We start from the raw sequence: 16273 nt of genomic DNA, 5'->3' as shown, positions 1-16273 counted from the left end.
CGCCGCCAATCCTGCTAGCGCCGCGAACCGCCGAAGATGCCGCCCAGCACGCCGCGGAGGATCTGCCGGCCGACCTGGCTGCCGACGGTTCGGGCCGCCTGTTTGGCCATGGTCTCCACCATCCCCTGCCGGCGGGTGGTGCCCCACAGCAAACCGCCCAGCATTCCGCCGCCGGCTTTGGGTTGCTGCCCTGATTGGGCGGACCCGGCCTGCGTGGGAGCCGGCTGCGCGGTTGGCGCGATGGCGGCCGCGGCCCGCCGGTTCAGGATCTCGTACGCGGACTCGCGGTTGATCGCGGAGTCGTACTTGGCGCCAATCGGACTGCGCGCCCGCACGGCGGCGCGTTCCTCCACGGTGATCGCGCCCATCCGGCAGCGCGGCGGCGACATTAGCGTGCGCGCCACCGGCATCGGCACGCCGTTCTCCTGCAGTGTGGACACCAGCGCCTCGCCGACGGCGAGCTGCGAGATGACCGTCGTGACGTCGAGCGCGGGATTGGCCACGAACGTTTCCGCAGCCGTCCGCACGGCCTTTTGGTCGCGCGGCGTGTACGCACGCAGCGCGTGCTGGACGCGGTTGCCCAGCTGGCCCAGAATCTCGTTCGGCACATCATCCGGCAACTGCGAGCAGAAATACACGCCGACGCCCTTCGAACGAATCAGCCGCACCACTTGCTCCACCCGCTGAAGCAGCGACGCCGGGGCGTCGTCAAACAACAGGTGGGCTTCGTCAAAGAACACGGCCAGCTTCGGCTGCTCGAGATCACCCACTTCGGGCAGCTTCTCGAACAATTCAGACAGCAGCCACAGCAGGAAGCTCGAGTACAGCCGCGGTTTCAGGATGAGCTGGTCGGCGGCCAGGATGTTGATGATGCCGCGGCCGGTCAAGTCCGTACGCATCAGGTCGACCAGCTCCAACGCCGGCTCGCCGAAGAACGCCTTGCCGCCCTCGCGCTCGAGCGACAACATCGCGCGCTGGATGGCCGCCACCGACTGGGTGCTGACCAGACCCACCTGCGCCGACACTTCCTTGTGGTTGTCGGCGATGAACCCGAGCAGCGCGTGCAGATCGTCGAGGTCGAGCAGCAGCAGGCCCTGATCGTCGGCCAGCTTGAAGACGATCTCCAGCATGCCCTCCTGCGTGTCGTTGATCTCGAGCATCCGGGCGAGCAGTGTCGGTCCAATCTCGCTGACCGTCGTACGCACCGGATGGCCCGCCTTGCCGTACAGATCCCAGAACACGACCGGGCTTCCCTCGCAGGCGTAGCCCTCGACGCCAATTCGTTTGACGCGCTCCTGGAGTTGCTCGCTCGCGACCCCAGCCATCGCCAGCCCGGCCACATCACCCTTCACGTCCGCGATGAACGACGGCACACCCATGCGCGAGAAGCCCTCCGCGAGGACCAGCAGCGAGATGGTCTTTCCCGTCCCTGTAGCGCCGGCCACCATGCCGTGGCGGTTGCCGTACTTCGCAAGCAAATGGACCGGCTGCTCGGCTTTGCCAATGAGTATCTGTTGCACGCGCGTCCTCCGTGTTGAGGATGCTACCCGTTCGGGGGACGGGCTGCAACGAGGGAGCGGCCCCCGAATGTTCCCGCTTGACAATGTAGCTACATGTAGCTACATTGCCCGGCGTGAAGACTGTGGGCATCCGGGAGCTCAAGAACCGCCTCAGCGAATACGTCCGCGAGGTCCGGCTTGGCGAACGGGTGCTCGTCAGCGACCGGGGAACGATTGTCGCGGAGTTGCGTGAGGCGGGCGCGGATGAACACGACGGTGTGCCGTCGGGCCTGGCTGCCCTCGCCAGGGACGGACAGGTCACGCTCGCCTCGATCGACAGCCCTCCTTCCTACCCAAAGCTGCGGCGCGTGGCTGCGGGCCTCTCCACGCGACAGATCCTGAACGCCGGCCGAGGCGCCCGATGAGGCTCTACGCGGAGTCGAGCGCCATACTGGCGTGGCTTCTCGGCGATGCGGCCGCGGACCCGATCCGCGCCCTTCTTCAGCAGGCGGAGCTGGTCATCACGTCGGACCTGACGCTGGTCGAATGCGATCGCGCCCTGCACCGTGCGCAGCGCGCCACACAGTTGTCCGAGGCCGACGCGGCCGACCGGCGCGCCCACCTGAACGAAGCGGCGGCGGCCTGGCACGTCCTGCGTCTGCATCCCACGGGCGTCGAGCGGGCCCGTCGCGGCTTTCCCAGCGAACCGCTCGAAACGATCTCGGCGCTCCATCTGGCGAGTGCGCTCGTGGCGCGCTCGGCCATCCCGGGCCTCGCGGTGCTCGCGCTGGACGAAGATGTCCGGCGCAATGCCCACTTGCTGGGCTTCCGCGTGGTTCCGGCGACCACACCGTCGACGTCCAGTGAAAAGGCTGCGCCCGGCGTCCGCCAGCCCGCGCGGCCGATATCCGGCGGAGGAGGCACGGTATGACCCCTGCAACGCAGGATCGGCACAAGGTCTACATCGTCGACACGAGCGTCCTGGTGTCGGCACCCGAAGCGCTCCAGAACCTGACGGACGGCAATACCGTTGTGCTGCCCTTCCCGGTCTTGCAGGAGTTGGATCGGCGCCGGACCAGCGCCAATGGCGTCGGGTACACCGCGCGCCAGACCATTCGTTTTCTCGATCAGTTGCAGATGCAGGCGTCGCTCGACGAGCTCCAGCACGGCATTCCGCTCAACGGCGGCACGCTGCGCTTCCACCGCGGCGAGCTCGACATGACGCGCGCGTGGCCCGGCTTCAACTCGACCTATGCCGATGATGCGATCATCCTGCTGGCCGGCAGCTACCAGGAGGCGCATCACAACGAACCGGTCGTACTTGTCACCCGGGATGCCGCGATGCGCTGCAAGGCGCGGGCGCGCGGCATCAGCGCCGAGGACTACTACAGCGATCGCCCCGTCACCTCGCCCGACAAGTTCTACTCGGGGCGGGCGCGCATCGAGATCCCGGCCGAACAAGCCGGCCTGCTGTCGACGCTCCATCACGAACACCGCCTGCCGATGGATGCGGTGGCCGGGTTCACCGACGTCTCACAGATGTTCCCCAATCAGTGCTGCGAGCTGCACGTGCGCGGCAACGGCAAGAGCGCGTGGGGCATCTACAAGCAGCACGACGGCACGGGATACCTGCGGCGCGTCAACACCAAGGTCGGCGAACGCTTCGGCCCGTGCAATCCCGAGCAGGCGTGCGCCCGCGACCTGATCCTCGACGACCAGTCCCTGATCGTGTCGCTGGTGGGCATCGCCGGCACGGGCAAGACGCTGATCGCGCTGCTCTGCGCGTACGAGCTCTACCGCGCCAGCAAGATCTCGAAGATCGAGGTGTACCGCGTCAACGCGGAGGCCGGCCGTCAGCTGGGCTTTCTGCCAGGCGATCTGGGCGACAAGATGGCACCGTGGGCCAAGCCCATCATCGACAACTTCGATTTCATCATGCGGCGCCTGAACGGCGGCGCGCGCTGGACCAACCAGCTCGCGGAGCAGCAGGCCGACAAGGCCCACGCGCCCGTCCCCGTCGGTCCGACCGTGGACGAGTTGATCTCGAACCACACGCTCGAGATCTCGCCCATCAACTACCTGCGCGGCCGCTCCATCCATGACGCGGTGATCATCGTGGACGATGGGCAGAACCTGACGCAGGAAGACATGAAGCTGGTGCTGACGCGGGCCGGCGAGGGCGCGCGCGTCATTCTGACGGGAGACCCCGATCAGATCGACCGCGCCGAGGTGGATTCGTTGTCGAACGGGCTGGTGCAGGTGGTCGAGCGCTTCAAGGGCGAATCGTGCTTCGCCCATCTCACGATGAAGGACGTTGTGCGCTCGCGCATTGCAGAACTGGCGGCGAAACTGCTGTAGTGATGTGTGGCTGCCCGGGCCCTTGCCGGCCTGGCCCGGACAGGCGTACGCTGAACGGCTGACCCGGCAGCCTCACGAGGTGGATCTGATGTCTCGACTCGTTGAATGTGTGCCCAACTTCTCTGAAGGCCGCGATCGCGCCGTTATCGACGCGATCGCGCAGGCCCTCTCCGGCGTCAGCGGCGTGAAGCTGCTCGATGTCGATCCGGGCGCGGACACGAATCGCACGGTCTATACCTGCGTCGGTCCGCCGGACCTGGTCGCCGAAGCGGCCTTCCGCGCCGCGAGAAGAGCCACGGAACTGATCGACATGACGTCGCACCGCGGGGCGCATCCGCGAATGGGCGCGCTGGACGTCTGCCCGTTCGTGCCGGTGGCCGGGATCACGATGGAGGAGTGCGCGGAACTGGCGAGGACGCTGGGCCGGCGCATCGGCACCGAACTCGGCATTCCAGTCTATTTCTACGAGCACGCCGCGAGCCGGGAGGAGCGACGCAGCCTGGCCGACATCCGCGGCGGCGAGTACGAAGGGCTTGCGCGCAAGCTCGAGGATGCGAACTGGGCGCCCGACGCGGGCCCGTGTGTGTTCAACGCCCGTTCGGGCGCGACGGTGGTGGGCGCCCGCGAGTTTCTGCTCGCGTACAACGTGAATCTCAACACGCTCGATCGCCGGTTGGCCAACGAGATTGCGCTCAATATCCGTGAGGGAGGCCGCGCCAAACGGGATCCCCGTGGCGCGATCGTCCGCGACGCCAACGGCGAGTCGGTCAAAGTGCCAGGACGCCTCAAGGCCGTCCGCGCCATCGGTTGGTACATCGAGCAGTACCGCCAGGCACAGGTGTCGATCAACCTGCTCGACTACAAGACGACCCCCCTTCACGTCGTGTTCGAAACCGCGCGCGAAGAGGCTGAGAGGCTCGGCCTCGTCGTGACCGGGTCCGAACTGGTCGGACTGACACCGCTCGAGCCGATGCTCGAGGCCGGCCGCTACTTCCTCCGCAAGCAGGGCAAGTCGGCCGGTATGCCCGAACGTGAACTGGTGGAGATGGCCATCAGATCGCTCGGACTCGACCAGGTCGCCCCGTTCGACCCATCCAGGAAGATCGTCGAGTATCACTTCACGCCGCCCGCCCCGCTGATGGCCATGACGGCCTCACGGTTTGTCGACGAAGTCTCCACCGAATCGCCGGCCCCGGGCGGCGGATCGGTGACCGCGCTGATGGGCAGCCTGGGGGCTGCGCTGGCGACGATGGTAGCGAACCTGACGGTGGGCAGAAAGGGCTACGAGCCCGTCTGGGAGACGCTTGCGGCGTTGGCAGAAGAGGGCCAGCGCGTCAAGGACGCGTTGGCGCGCGCGGTCGATGAGGACACCAACGCCTTCAATCGTGTGATGGACGCGATGCGTCTGCCGAAGGGAACGGCCGACCAGAACGACCGACGGGCGACGGCGCTTGAGTCGGCGAACAAGCACGCGGCGGAGGTGCCGCTGCGGACGGCGGGGATGTGCCTGGAAGCCCTCCGCCTGGCCGAACAGGCGGCGCTTACCGGCAACACGAACTCGGCCTCAGACGCCGGCGTCGCCGGGCTGGCGGCGCAGGCTGGTCTGGAGGGTGCGGCGCTCAACGTGCTGATCAACCTGGGATCGATCGCGGACACGGTCTTCAAGAGCGCGTGCTCGGCCGAGGTCGAACGGCTGGTTGCCGACGGGCGGCGCATCCGGGACGCCATCCTGGCGCGCGTCACGTCGACGTTTGCGGTCAAGGCCGCGATGTAGCACTCAGTCGAGGAAGATCGACGAGTCGAGCGCGGTGTGGTCCTCGATAAAGCCGCGCTTCGCCGCATCCACCTTCAATCGGGGCGGCTCTGCATCGATCAGGTACCCGAACTCGTCTTTGAATCTCTCGAGCGAGACGCCGCACGTGGCCGCGAGCTTCGCGGTCTCGTGGGCGTCGGCGAAATCCTCCCGCTTGAGGCGCAGCATGTAGCTCCGGGCAATGGCGTACTTCTGCGAGTGAATGTCAGCCAGCCGGATTCTCGCCTTCCCCGTCTTCGGGTCGAGCAGTTCCGCGAACGGGATCGGCACGAACTGGCCATTCTGGATCGACACCATCGCCGCGTTGCCCCCGGACAGGATGTACTTGGCGGCCGAGTACCCCAGATCCCTGGTGTACTCGATATCGAAGGGAATCGGGCCGGCGCACCGAAGTTCATAGCCGATGTTCTTCTCGACGATGGTCGCCCGGAGGCCGAACTCCTGCAGCCGCTTGTGCACCTGCTGTTTGAGGATCTCGCCGATGTTGATCTCCGCAATCCGCACGTTGCCGTGCGCGTCGCGTTCGACCTCTGCGAGGGCGGACAGATCGGCCGGGTCGAGATCGAGGACGAGGCCCTCGGCGATCACGGCCACGCCGTCCCGGTGGCCGTAGCTCTGCCGTTTGATGATCGCGCCGGCGAGCGTGTCCACGACCGTGTTCAGCCGAATCGGCGCGCCGCCGAACTCCTCGGGGATGAGCGTCAGGGTGGCCCCGACCGCCTTGCCGATGCCGAGCGCCAGGTGGCCGGCTTTCCGGCCCATGGCGATGACGAAGTACCAGCGAGACGTCGTTCGCGCATCCACCATCAGGTTCCTGACGATCTCGACGCCGTAGTGGCGCGCGGTCTGGAAGCCGAACGTATCGATGTGCGCAGGGAGGTCCAGGTCGTTGTCGATCGTCTTGGGCACGTGGACCACGCGCAGCCGGCCGCCGCTTTTCTCTTCGAGTTTCATCGCGGAGAACGCCGTGTCGTCGCCGCCAATCGTGATGAGCATCGACACGTTGAGGCGCAGCAGCGAGAGAATCGTATTCTCGAGGTGGGCCGGGGTCTTCGTCGGGTTCGCGCGGGCAATGCCAATGTGGGACCCGCCCAGGAAGTGAATGCGGCTCACCTCCTCGATGGTCAGTTCCTTCACATGATCGATGTCGGCGCGCATGAGCCATTCGAAGCCGTCGAGCACGCCGACCACTTCCACGCCCTCGAGGGCGGCGCGGATGGTTGCCGCGCTGAGGACGCTGTTGATGCCGGGTGCCGGCCCGCCGCCGACGAGGATCGCCAGTTTTTCAGGATGATGCACGTCACGCCCTCCGCGTATCAAGAGTCACAATGGTTTATCATAGCCGGGGCGGGACCCGGTTGTCTGCTCGTGCCGGTCCCGACTCGAGCGTCCATGGCGCGCAATCCCTGCATGCCCGCAACGCTCGGGGCCCGACTGACCTTCGGTTGCGAGGTGCCCGTTTATGCGCATACGACGTCGTTCCCTGATCCTGACCCTCTGCATGGTGGTCGCTGCCGGCGCGGTGACGACTGCGCAGGCGCCCGCGAACCTGCCTGGAGCGGAGGACATCCTGAAGCCTCTCAGGGAGCGCTTTGCCCCCGATCGCCGGCTCGCCGTCTTCGACATCAGCATCACGACATCGCCTCAGGGCGTCATTGTCGGCGGAGAGGTCGAGCAGGCCGAGGCCAAAGACGCCGTGATGCGAGCCGTTCGCGCGGCGGGATACGACACCGCCGCCGACCGCATCGTTGTGCTGCCGGATCCGGCGCTGGGCGCGGATCGCCGCGGCGTGGTCCGCGTGAGCGTCGCCAACGTACGCAGCAAGCCCTCGCATCCCGCCGAGATGGCCACGCAGACCGTGCTCGGGTGGAGTGTGCGCGTGCTGAAGAAGCAATCCGGCTGGTACCTCGTCCACACGGATCCGGACGGCTACCTCGGCTGGATCGAAGAACTCCAGCTCACGCTCGTCAGCGACGAACGCCTGAAGGCGTGGACCGCGAACCCGCGCGTGATCGTCACGGCGCCGGTCAGCGTGGTCCGCGAGCGCGCAGATGCCGGTGCCGCGCCGGTGACTGACGTCGTGATTGGGGGACTGCTGAGGTCCGAAGGGGTCGAAGGCGCGTGGGTCAAGGTCGGCCTGCCAGACGGGCGGCAAGGCTACATCAGGGGCGAGGACACGAAGACCCTTGAGGCCTGGATGGCAGCGACGCGCCCGGTGGCCAGCAACATCGAAAAGACGGCACTGCAGTTCATGGGCACGCCTTACCTGTGGGGCGGAACGTCAAGCAAGGGGTTCGACTGCTCGGGTTACGTCAAGACCGTGCTGCACCTCAACGGCATCGAGATGCCGCGTGATACAGACCAGCAGGCCGAACAGGGCACCGCCGTGCCGATTGACGCGGGAGTCGACCAGTTGCGGAGCGGCGACCTGCTGTTCTTCGGGACGCGGGCCGCGGCCGGGCGATCGGAGCGCATCTCGCATGTAGGGATCTATGTGGGCAACGGAGAGTTCCTCCACGCTTCCGGGCTGGTACGGCGAAACAGCCTGCTGCCGGCTTCGGCGATCTACAGCGAGAGCCTTCGCAACCGGCTGCTGCGTGCGCGAAGGGTTTTGAAGTAGGGTTGCGAAGTAGCAGGGGCGCGATTCATCGCGCCCGGATCGAGAATCAGACGAACCTGGTCAACGACAGATCGAGGTGGCGGATCTTGCTCGGCGACCGGTGCCACTGGACGAGAATCGGACTCTGGTACGTGCCTTCCACGACGGTCGGACACCCTGGCGTGTCGCGATCCGACACGAGCAGGCTGACCGATCGCTTCATGCGGAAGAAGTTCTCCGCCGGCAGCGCGAGCAGGCGCGCCACCAGGCGTTCGATCCACGACTCGCTCAACCCCAGCGCTTCGACGAGCTTGTTGAGCGCGACGACCGCGTCGTAGGCGGCATAGTCGCGCGTTTTCTGCGGAATCGCGCGAGGGTGCTTGAGCGCGTGCTTCCCCTTCTCGGCCATGAAGCGCAGCGGGTCGCTCAGCACCTCCCGCAGATCGTGACGCATCAGCAGGGTCTCGTACTCGTTGACCGTGAGACCGGCCTGGCGTTCGCCCGGAGCCAGCTCAATCCGGACGCGCCCCTTCGCGACGCCGGCGTGCCTGATCGCGGCAATCGCCGTGTCGTAGAGACCGAGAGCAGGATCCCTGAGGTTGACGGAATCGACCGAATGCGCGGACACCGGGACGCCGATGCGCGTCCGCCAGACCTCGACTTCCGAGTCATAGGCGACCACGCTGGTCTTGCGCAGGCGCGGCCGGTCGCCATTCACGCCATCCAGATCGACAAACGGCACCGGGGTCTGACGGCTGTTGAGATACGTCACGCACGGCCGAAGGCCTGCCGCCATGAACGCAAGGTGCGAATCCGCATTGCGGGGTTCGACCTGCCGCTGATCCTCGGACAGATCTTTGCGCTCGTCGAGATCGTCGTGACGATAGCCGGCGCCTTCGGGGAACACGGCAAGGAACGGATCCAGGTAGCCGCTGACATCCTGGCGTCGCCTGGACAGACGGGAAACGAGACCCTGTTCGAGGTAACCCGCCGTGGTGTGAAAGGAGCAGTACAGGCTGCGGTCGAAATATTTCAGGATATCGCCGTGGAGGGCGGTCACACGGGCACGCATGTCGATCGCGTCGAAACGCGAGCGCGGGTGAAGTTCGAGCGACAGTTCCAACGGTTCCCTGGACATGCTTGCTGGCCACCTGACCCCGTCGGGTCCAGTCGGAAAGGATAGCACCGAACGCGCGTTGGTCGCTACCTTGCTGTGCCTCCAAAACGACGCGGGCGCCACACCGCGATGGTGCAGCGCCCGCAAGAATCTCACGCGACGCGAGGCGACACTCGGGTTCGCCACCCGCTCGTGCGCTCAGTTCGAGCCGCCGCGCGAAGGAGGTGACGCCGCTGTCAGGCGTTACTGTTCGTCCGCCTCGATCACCACCTTGGCGGAATAGTCTTTACCCCCAACGGTCAACTTGACGAGGTAGGCTCCCGGCTCGATGGCAGCGCCGCCACCGCCGAATCCTCCCCGCCCGCCGCCGCCCCCACCACGGCCGCCGCCGCCAGCCCCGGCGGCCGGCGGGTTGCCGCGCAGGTTCCACTGGACCCGATTCAGACCCGCGTCCTTCGTCCCGGCGATCTCGCGAACGACCTTGCCCGCGTAGTCGCTGATGGTGATCTTCACATCGCCGGTGGCCGCCGTCTTCAGGTAGTAGCTGATGGCCGTGCCCGGTTGCGGGTTCTCGCCGCGGAAGAACTTGTTGCCGCCGGCGTTGATGCTCTCCTGCGTGTCGGTGCGCCACAGCACGCCTGGCCGCGGCGGGAACAGGAACGCGTCGGCGCCCAGTACCGCCTCGGTCAACTGCTGCAGCGGCGAGATGTCATCGACGATCCAGATGCTGCGCCCGTGGGTGCCGACAATCAGATCATTGTCGCGCGGGTGGACCAGCAGGTCGTCGATCCTCACGGTGGGCAGCCCGGTCATGAACCGCTTCCACTCCTTGCCGCCGTTCACCGAGACGTACAAGGCGTACTCGGTGCCGAGGTAGAGGAGATTTCTGTTCTTCGGATCTTCGCGGATCACGTTTGCGTTGCCCGCAGGCAGGCTGGCGGCGACCGACGTGAACGTCTGGCCGTAGTCCTTCGTGACGTAAACGTACGGCGTGTGATCGTCGGTGCGGTGCGCGTCGAGGACGACATAGCAGGTGCCGGCGTCGAAGTGCGACGGTTCGACTCTCGCAATGTGCGTCTCGTCGGGTGCGCCCTTCACGTTGGCGACGACGTTCTTCCAGCTGAGGCCTCCGTCGCGGCTCACCTGCAGATTGCCGTCGTTGGTGCCCACCCAGACGACGCCGGGCATCGCCGGCGACTCGGCGACGGTGGTGATGACGCTCGTCGTGGCCACCCCGTCATGCTTCGAGGCCATCGGGGCATCGCCCTTGACGCCCATGATCGCCCGGTCGAACCGGCTGAGCTTGCGCGTCAGATCCTCGGTCATCGTGTAGGATTCGCCCCGGTTGAGGGACTTGAACAACCGATTGCCGCCCAGCCACACGGTAAAGGGATTGTGCGGAGAGAGCGCGGTCGGCGTGTTCCAGAAGAACCGGAACGCGTCGCCGGCCGGCGGCGCCGGCACAACATTCGACGCGCTCGCTTCGGCGCTCGCTTCGGCGCTCGCGCCGCCCCGCCCGCCGCCACCCGCGGGCCTCGGCCGGATGCTGATGCTCCGTCCCGCGCGCAGATCGAGCCGGTTCACGTTGCCATCCTGCGATTCGGAGTACACAGTGGCCCAGTCTGTTGGATCCTGTTGAGTGTAGAAACCGTCGCCGCCGCCCACGCGGAACCAGTCGGAGTTGAGAATGCCGACGTTGGCGCGCTTGGCGCTCGGGCCGCACCACGAACCGTTGTCCTGCAATCCGCCACACACGACGTACGGCTTCCGCATGTCGGCGCTGACCGCGTAGAACTGCCCCACCGCCATCGTGGCGATGAAATCCCACGTGTCGCCACCGTCGTAGCTCACGTCGAGGCCGCCGTCGTTGCCGTACATCACGTGACTGGAGTTCTTCGGATCGACCCAGATGGCGTGATGGTCGCTGTGCGCGAGATTCTGGATCTGCCTGAACGTCTTGCCGCCGTCAATCGACTTGAACGCCGGGGCGCCGCCCATGAAGATCACCTGATCGTTGTTGGGATCAATGCGCACCTGGCTGTAGTACATCGGGCGGTCGGTCGTGTTGCTGACGACCTTCCACGTCTTGCCGCCATCTTCGCTCCGCCACACGCCCGTCCGCTTGGAGTCGAGCGGAGCCGGCGGGGTACCCGCCGCGCCAGCCTGCCGGCCGCCGCCTGTCCCGCGCCCGCCAGCCGCGGCTGCCCCCGCTCGTCCGCCAGCGGCCGCCTCGCCGCCGGCTGCGACCGCCGCCGCGCCTTCGCCGCCCGGTGCGCCGCCGCCCCGGCCCTGTCCCGGCACCTGCTGCTTGCCGTCGGCCGTCACACCCGCGCCCGTGCCTCCGCTCGCCCCCACTTCGAACTGGGCGACGATGACGTTCGGCTTGGTCCTGCAGATGTCGAGGCCGATGCGGCCGATGATTCCCTCAGGTAGCCCGTTGCCCGACAGTTTCGTCCACGTCTTGCCGCCGTTGGTGGTCTTCCACAATCCGCTTCCGGGACCGCCCCCGTTGAATCCATGGGGCGTCCGGCGGCGCTGATAAGACGCCGCAAACAACAGTTCCGGGTTCTTCGGGTCCATCACGACATCGGTGAAACCTGTGTCCTCATCGATGAACTGAGTGTTGTTCCAGGTCTTCCCGCCGTCGATGGTCTTGTACAGACCGCGTTCCTTGTTCGGTCCAAACAGATGCCCGATGACGGCGACGTAGACGATGTTGGGATTGGCCGGATGAACGACGATCCGGGCGATCGACTGCGTCTCCTTGAGACCCACGTAAGTGAATGTCTTCCCGGCGTCGGTTGACTTGTAGATGCCGGCTCCAAACGACGAGCTCTGCCGGTTGTTCGCTTCGCCGGTGCCGACATAGAGGATGTTCGGATCCGAGGGCGCCACGGCAATGTCACCAATCGAACTGACCGGATACGTGTCGAAGATCGGCGTGAAGGTCGTGCCATTGTTGATCGTCTTGAAGATGCCGCCCGTCGCGAATCCGACGTAGTAGATCGACGGATTGCTCTCGACCACCGCGAAGTCGTCGATGCGGCCGCCCATGCTGGCCGGGCCGATGTTGCGCCATCTAAACGTCTTGAGCAGCGGATCGTCAGACTGGTTGATCGGCGGCGGCGGCGCTGCAGCCGCCGGCTGCGCAGGCGGCACGACTGCCTGTGCCACCGTCGCTTGCGGGGCGGCCGCCGGTCTGGCCTGTGGAGTCTGCGCCTGAAGAGCGGCCAGCGAGACGACCGCCAGAGGGGCGACAAGCCCAAGCAGAATCGTAAAGCGGAGTGATCTGATCATCGTGAAGCATCCCTCCCGAACACAGCGTGACGTTTGATAGTGTTCCAGACTCTGACATACGACGAGCGTGGCCGACCTGTTTCTCTCGGCCTCCGTTGCGTGGCCGACCCGAAGCACCCGGTATCAGGCGACCGGCTTCTTCGCGCCGAGGACACAGGCGCCAGCCAGCCATCCGACAACGTTGGCGCTCGTGCGGAACATGTCCGGGATCGTATCGACGCCAATCAGCAGGGCGATCCCCTCGACAGGCACGCCAACGGAGGCCAGCACGGGCGCCATCACGACGATCGCGCCGGCGGGAATACCCGGAATCGTAAACGTGGTGGCGACCGCTGCCACGACCACGGTCCCGAGTTGTGCCGCCCCGAGCGGGATGCCGTACAGTTTCGCCACAAACAAGACCCCGAGCACCTGGGCAATAGTGCCGCCAGCCCGGAAGACCGCAGCCGAGAGCGGCAGATAGACGGTCGCGATTTCCTCCGGCAGCTTCAACCCGGTCCGAACGGCGTCGTAGCTGGCAGGCAGGGCCGCCAGCGACGAGCGGGACGTGAACGCCACCGCGACAGCCGGCGCAATCGCCCGCGCGAACGCGCCCGGCCGCTGTCCGCCCAGCAGCACGGCGACGGGCCCCAGCACGAAGACGGCGAACGCGGCGCTGATCCCGGACATCACGACCACGTAGTAGGCGAGCGCTCCAGCCGCGTCGGCCCCCATGCGCGTGCCGAGCGGCATGGCGAGGGCGAACACGCCAACCGGCGCGAGGCGCAACACCCACCCGACCAGCACGAGACAGGCGTCTGCGATGGCCTCGAACACGCTCAGCATCGCCGCCCTCGCGGCGCTCTTCACCCGGCCGAGCGCAAGGCCAAAGGCGACCGAAAACACTATCAGCGGCAGCATCGCGCCATCGGCAGCCGCTTTGAACGGATTGACGGGCACCAGCGACAGCACCCACTCCGTCAGGGAGGGCACGCCGCCGGTCGCCGCCGCCACCGAGGCGGAGGAGACGCTCGATCGCATCCGCTCGGCAACCTGAGGATCGACGTTCAACCAACCGAACAGCGGGTAGCCCAGCGCGAGGGAGAACAGGGCCGACGCCGTCAGTACCGCCACGAACAGAGCGAACGCCCGGACGCCGATGCGCCCGATGGCACCGGCTTTGCGCGTCGACCCGACACCGAGCATCAGGCTGGCGACGACCAGCGGGATGACGGTCATCCGGATCGCGTTGATGAACAGCGTCCCGACCGGCTCGACCATCCCCGGGATCGCCCGCACCCACGCAACATCTGACGTCGCCATCGCGATGCCGCCGGCCAGGCCGAGGACAAGACCGAGCAGGACCTGCAAGGTGAATGGCACGGGGCGCATCATACCCGGAAACGGTCTCGACTGCCCTGCCGCGGGCCGCGGCGCCGCTGATCACTCCCGCGTGCCAATCACTCCCGGAGTAATTAGGCCAGAGACAACTACTCCCGGAGTGATTAGCCAGAAACAATTACTCCGGGAGTGATTATGCCGGGGATAATTACTCCGGGAGTGATTATGCCCAGGTTCACACTCGAGATCGAATACGCCGGCACTCGCTACAGCGGGTGGCAAATTCAGAAGAACGCCAGGACTGTGGCAGGCGAGATCGAGCGCGCCGTCCATGCCTCGACCGGCGCGAAGACGTTCGAACTCTACGGGGCCGGGCGGACCGATGCGGGCGTGCATGCCGTGGCCCAGGTGGCGCACCTGCAACTCGACACGCGGATTGACGAAGCGACACTGCTGGGGATGATCAATGACGAACTCCCGGCCGACATCAACATCGTCGGCCTGACGCGGGCGCCCCAGCGATTCCACGCACGCCACGACGCGGTGGCACGCAGCTACGTGTACCAGATCTCGCGGCGGCGGACGGCGTTCGCCAAGCCGTTCGTCTGGTGGATCCGCGATCCGCTCGACGTAGAAGCGATGCGACGGGCGGCGGCGCTGTTTGTCGGGATGAAGGACTTCCGGTCGTTTGCCGTCGCTGACAGCGAGGACCGTTCAACGACGGTCCAGGTAGACGCGGTCGAGATCGTCGAGCACGATCCCCTCGTGCTGGTGCGCATGGCCGGGTCGCACTTTCTCTGGCGAATGGTGCGACGGGTGGTGGGTGTGCTGGTCGCGGTCGGCCGGCGGGCGATGCGCGTCGAGGACGTCGCGCGCCTGCTCGAGGAACAGTCGGACGTACCTGCGGCGCTTACCGCGCCGCCATCGGGCCTGTTCCTCGAGCGCGTGTTCTATCGCGGAGATCCGCCTCCGTCCGCGCTGGAACCAATCGTGTTCGGCGGCTCGCGCCACGTGCCATCACCAGATGGCAGGCGTCGGGCGCGATGAACCACACCCCTCTGGCGGGTGCTACAGCTCGCGCAGCGCGGAAACGACTGGCATCCGCGCGGCCTTGATAGCGGGCAGCAGGCCGCCGAGCAATCCCATTACGAGCGCGTACACCACGCCCATGACGACCAGGCGCGGCGTCACGGCAAACGCGAACGCGACCTGGCTGAACGTCTGCCAGTTGATCGTGGACGTCTCGAAACCGTTGAAGGCCACGTACGCCAGTGCGCCGCCGATCACGCCACCTACCAGCGAGAGCGCCAGCGATTCCGCCAACACCGAGACGACAACCGGGCCGCCGCCGAAGCCGAGCGCCCGCAGCGTGGCGATCTCGCGCGTGCGCGCCGCCACGGCCGAATACATGCTGAGCACGGCGCCGAACACCGCGCCGATGCCCATGACGACCGCGATGAGCGTCCCCAAGGTCGTAATCAGCGTGACGATCATCTGCGACTGCTCAGCGTAGTAGTCGGACTCGCGCACCACCTTCAGATTCAGGCGCGGATCGGTCGTGAGCGCGTCCCTGAACCGCGTGAACGACCCGGGCGCATCGAGTTTCACATACACGGTTTGACGGCTGCTGCCGCGTCGGTAGAGCGGCGCGAGGATTTCAACATCGCACCACAACTCGGAATCCGAAAACGTGCCGCCCGCGTCGAAAATTCCCACCACGGTCCACGTCGTGTTGTTCCAGGTCAGCGTGCGGCCGAGATCGACACCTGTGAACTGGCTGGACGCGCCGCGTCCGGCGACCAGCTCGTTGCGTCCGGGTTCGAACATGCGGCCAGCCACGATCTTCAGCCGCTCGCGCACGCCGAACGCGTTGGGCCCAACGCCGCGCAGCGGCACGTTTGCGGTCGTGTTGCTGCTCCGCTTCGGCAGGTCCACGATGACGAACATCTCGCCGGATGCCATCGGTCCGTTCGGTCCGCGCCGCACGCCAGGTGCATCGGCCACGACTCGCACGTCCTCTCGCATCAGGATGCTCATCATCTCGGTGTCGGCGCCCGTCCGCATGACAATCGCGGTGTCGGGCGATCCAGTCGTGGCCATGGTCTTTCGGAACCCCTCCGCCATCGAGAGCACCGCGACCACGACGGCCACGACTCCCGCGATGCCGACGACGGCAACCATCGAGGAGACGAACCGTTGCCTGAGCGTCCGGAGGTTCAACTCTGTGACCGCGATCATCTGCGCGAGCCAGTTGAGGAGTCGCGTCATGG

General features: G+C 66.4%; 12 protein-coding genes. 6 read left to right on the top strand and 6 right to left on the bottom strand.

All coding sequences use genetic code 11. From position 1 onward, the window contains the following. Nucleotides 1–14: 14 nt before the first annotated feature. Nucleotides 15–1520 (bottom strand): DUF853 family protein, encoded by a 1506-nt coding sequence (locus NTV05_06645; protein ID MCX6544080.1) that lies wholly within the window; start codon nucleotides 1518–1520, stop codon nucleotides 15–17. 113 nt (nucleotides 1521–1633) lie between these two features. On the opposite strand from NTV05_06645, the gene NTV05_06640 reads away from it, so the two are divergent. The 4 genes from NTV05_06640 (at nucleotide 1634) to ftcD (ending at nucleotide 5631) form a co-directional block, all read left to right on the top strand. Beyond that, nucleotides 1634–1924 carry a type II toxin-antitoxin system prevent-host-death family antitoxin gene (locus NTV05_06640; protein ID MCX6544079.1) on the top strand — a complete coding sequence of 97 codons (291 nt, stop codon included), beginning with the start codon at nucleotides 1634–1636 and terminating at the stop codon, nucleotides 1922–1924. Further along, complete coding sequence (locus NTV05_06635) at nucleotides 1921–2430, top strand: type II toxin-antitoxin system VapC family toxin (protein MCX6544078.1); 510 nt, start codon at nucleotides 1921–1923, stop codon at nucleotides 2428–2430. Before NTV05_06640 ends, NTV05_06635 begins: the two co-directional genes overlap by 4 nt. Next, nucleotides 2427–3857, top strand: coding sequence for a PhoH family protein (locus tag NTV05_06630; GenBank protein MCX6544077.1), 1431 nt, complete (start codon nucleotides 2427–2429; stop codon nucleotides 3855–3857). The genes NTV05_06635 and NTV05_06630 overlap by 4 nt, the downstream gene beginning before the upstream one ends. 88 nt (nucleotides 3858–3945) lie before the next feature. Further along, nucleotides 3946–5631 carry a glutamate formimidoyltransferase gene (gene ftcD / locus NTV05_06625; protein MCX6544076.1) on the top strand — a complete coding sequence of 562 codons (1686 nt, stop codon included), beginning with the start codon at nucleotides 3946–3948 and terminating at the stop codon, nucleotides 5629–5631. A 3-nt stretch (nucleotides 5632–5634) separates the two neighbouring features. Here the strand turns inward: ftcD and pfp are convergent, their stop codons facing one another. After that, nucleotides 5635–6969 (bottom strand): diphosphate--fructose-6-phosphate 1-phosphotransferase, encoded by a 1335-nt coding sequence (pfp, locus tag NTV05_06620; GenBank protein ID MCX6544075.1) that lies wholly within the window; start codon nucleotides 6967–6969, stop codon nucleotides 5635–5637. Between the two features lie 163 nt (nucleotides 6970–7132). On the opposite strand from pfp, the gene NTV05_06615 reads away from it, so the two are divergent. Next, a complete protein-coding gene (locus NTV05_06615; GenBank protein ID MCX6544074.1) occupies nucleotides 7133–8290 on the top strand; it encodes a C40 family peptidase in 1158 nt (385 codons plus the stop codon). Nucleotides 8291–8336: 46 nt separating this feature from the next. Here the strand turns inward: NTV05_06615 and NTV05_06610 are convergent, their stop codons facing one another. The 3 genes from NTV05_06610 to NTV05_06600 all read right to left on the bottom strand — a co-directional run bounded on the left by NTV05_06610 (nucleotide 8337) and on the right by NTV05_06600 (nucleotide 14045). After that, the gene (locus NTV05_06610; GenBank protein MCX6544073.1) at nucleotides 8337–9407 is read right to left on the bottom strand and encodes a hypothetical protein; all 1071 of its coding nucleotides are present in this window, start codon (nucleotides 9405–9407) and stop codon (nucleotides 8337–8339) included. 222 nt (nucleotides 9408–9629) lie between these two features. Beyond that, nucleotides 9630–12683, bottom strand: a complete 3054-nt coding sequence (locus NTV05_06605) for a hypothetical protein (GenBank protein ID MCX6544072.1) — start codon at nucleotides 12681–12683, stop codon at nucleotides 9630–9632. 123 nt (nucleotides 12684–12806) lie between these two features. Next, the gene (locus NTV05_06600; GenBank protein ID MCX6544071.1) at nucleotides 12807–14045 is read right to left on the bottom strand and encodes a dicarboxylate/amino acid:cation symporter; all 1239 of its coding nucleotides are present in this window, start codon (nucleotides 14043–14045) and stop codon (nucleotides 12807–12809) included. 183 nt (nucleotides 14046–14228) lie between these two features. Here NTV05_06600 and truA point away from each other — a divergent pair, with 183 nt between their 5' ends. Further along, nucleotides 14229–15050, top strand: a complete 822-nt coding sequence (gene truA / locus NTV05_06595; protein MCX6544070.1) for a tRNA pseudouridine(38-40) synthase TruA — start codon at nucleotides 14229–14231, stop codon at nucleotides 15048–15050. A 21-nt stretch (nucleotides 15051–15071) separates the two neighbouring features. On the opposite strand, the gene NTV05_06590 is transcribed toward truA, so the two are convergent. Beyond that, nucleotides 15072–16271 (bottom strand): ABC transporter permease, encoded by a 1200-nt coding sequence (locus tag NTV05_06590; protein MCX6544069.1) that lies wholly within the window; start codon nucleotides 16269–16271, stop codon nucleotides 15072–15074. Between the last annotated feature and the right edge of the window lie 2 nt (nucleotides 16272–16273).

The sequence above is a fragment of the Acidobacteriota bacterium genome (genome assembly GCA_026393755.1).
GTDB lineage: Bacteria > Acidobacteriota > Vicinamibacteria > Vicinamibacterales > JAKQTR01 > JBAXOX01.
The sequence above is the reverse complement of the archived record's forward strand: the minus strand, read 5'-3'. Positions and strand labels throughout refer to the sequence as shown.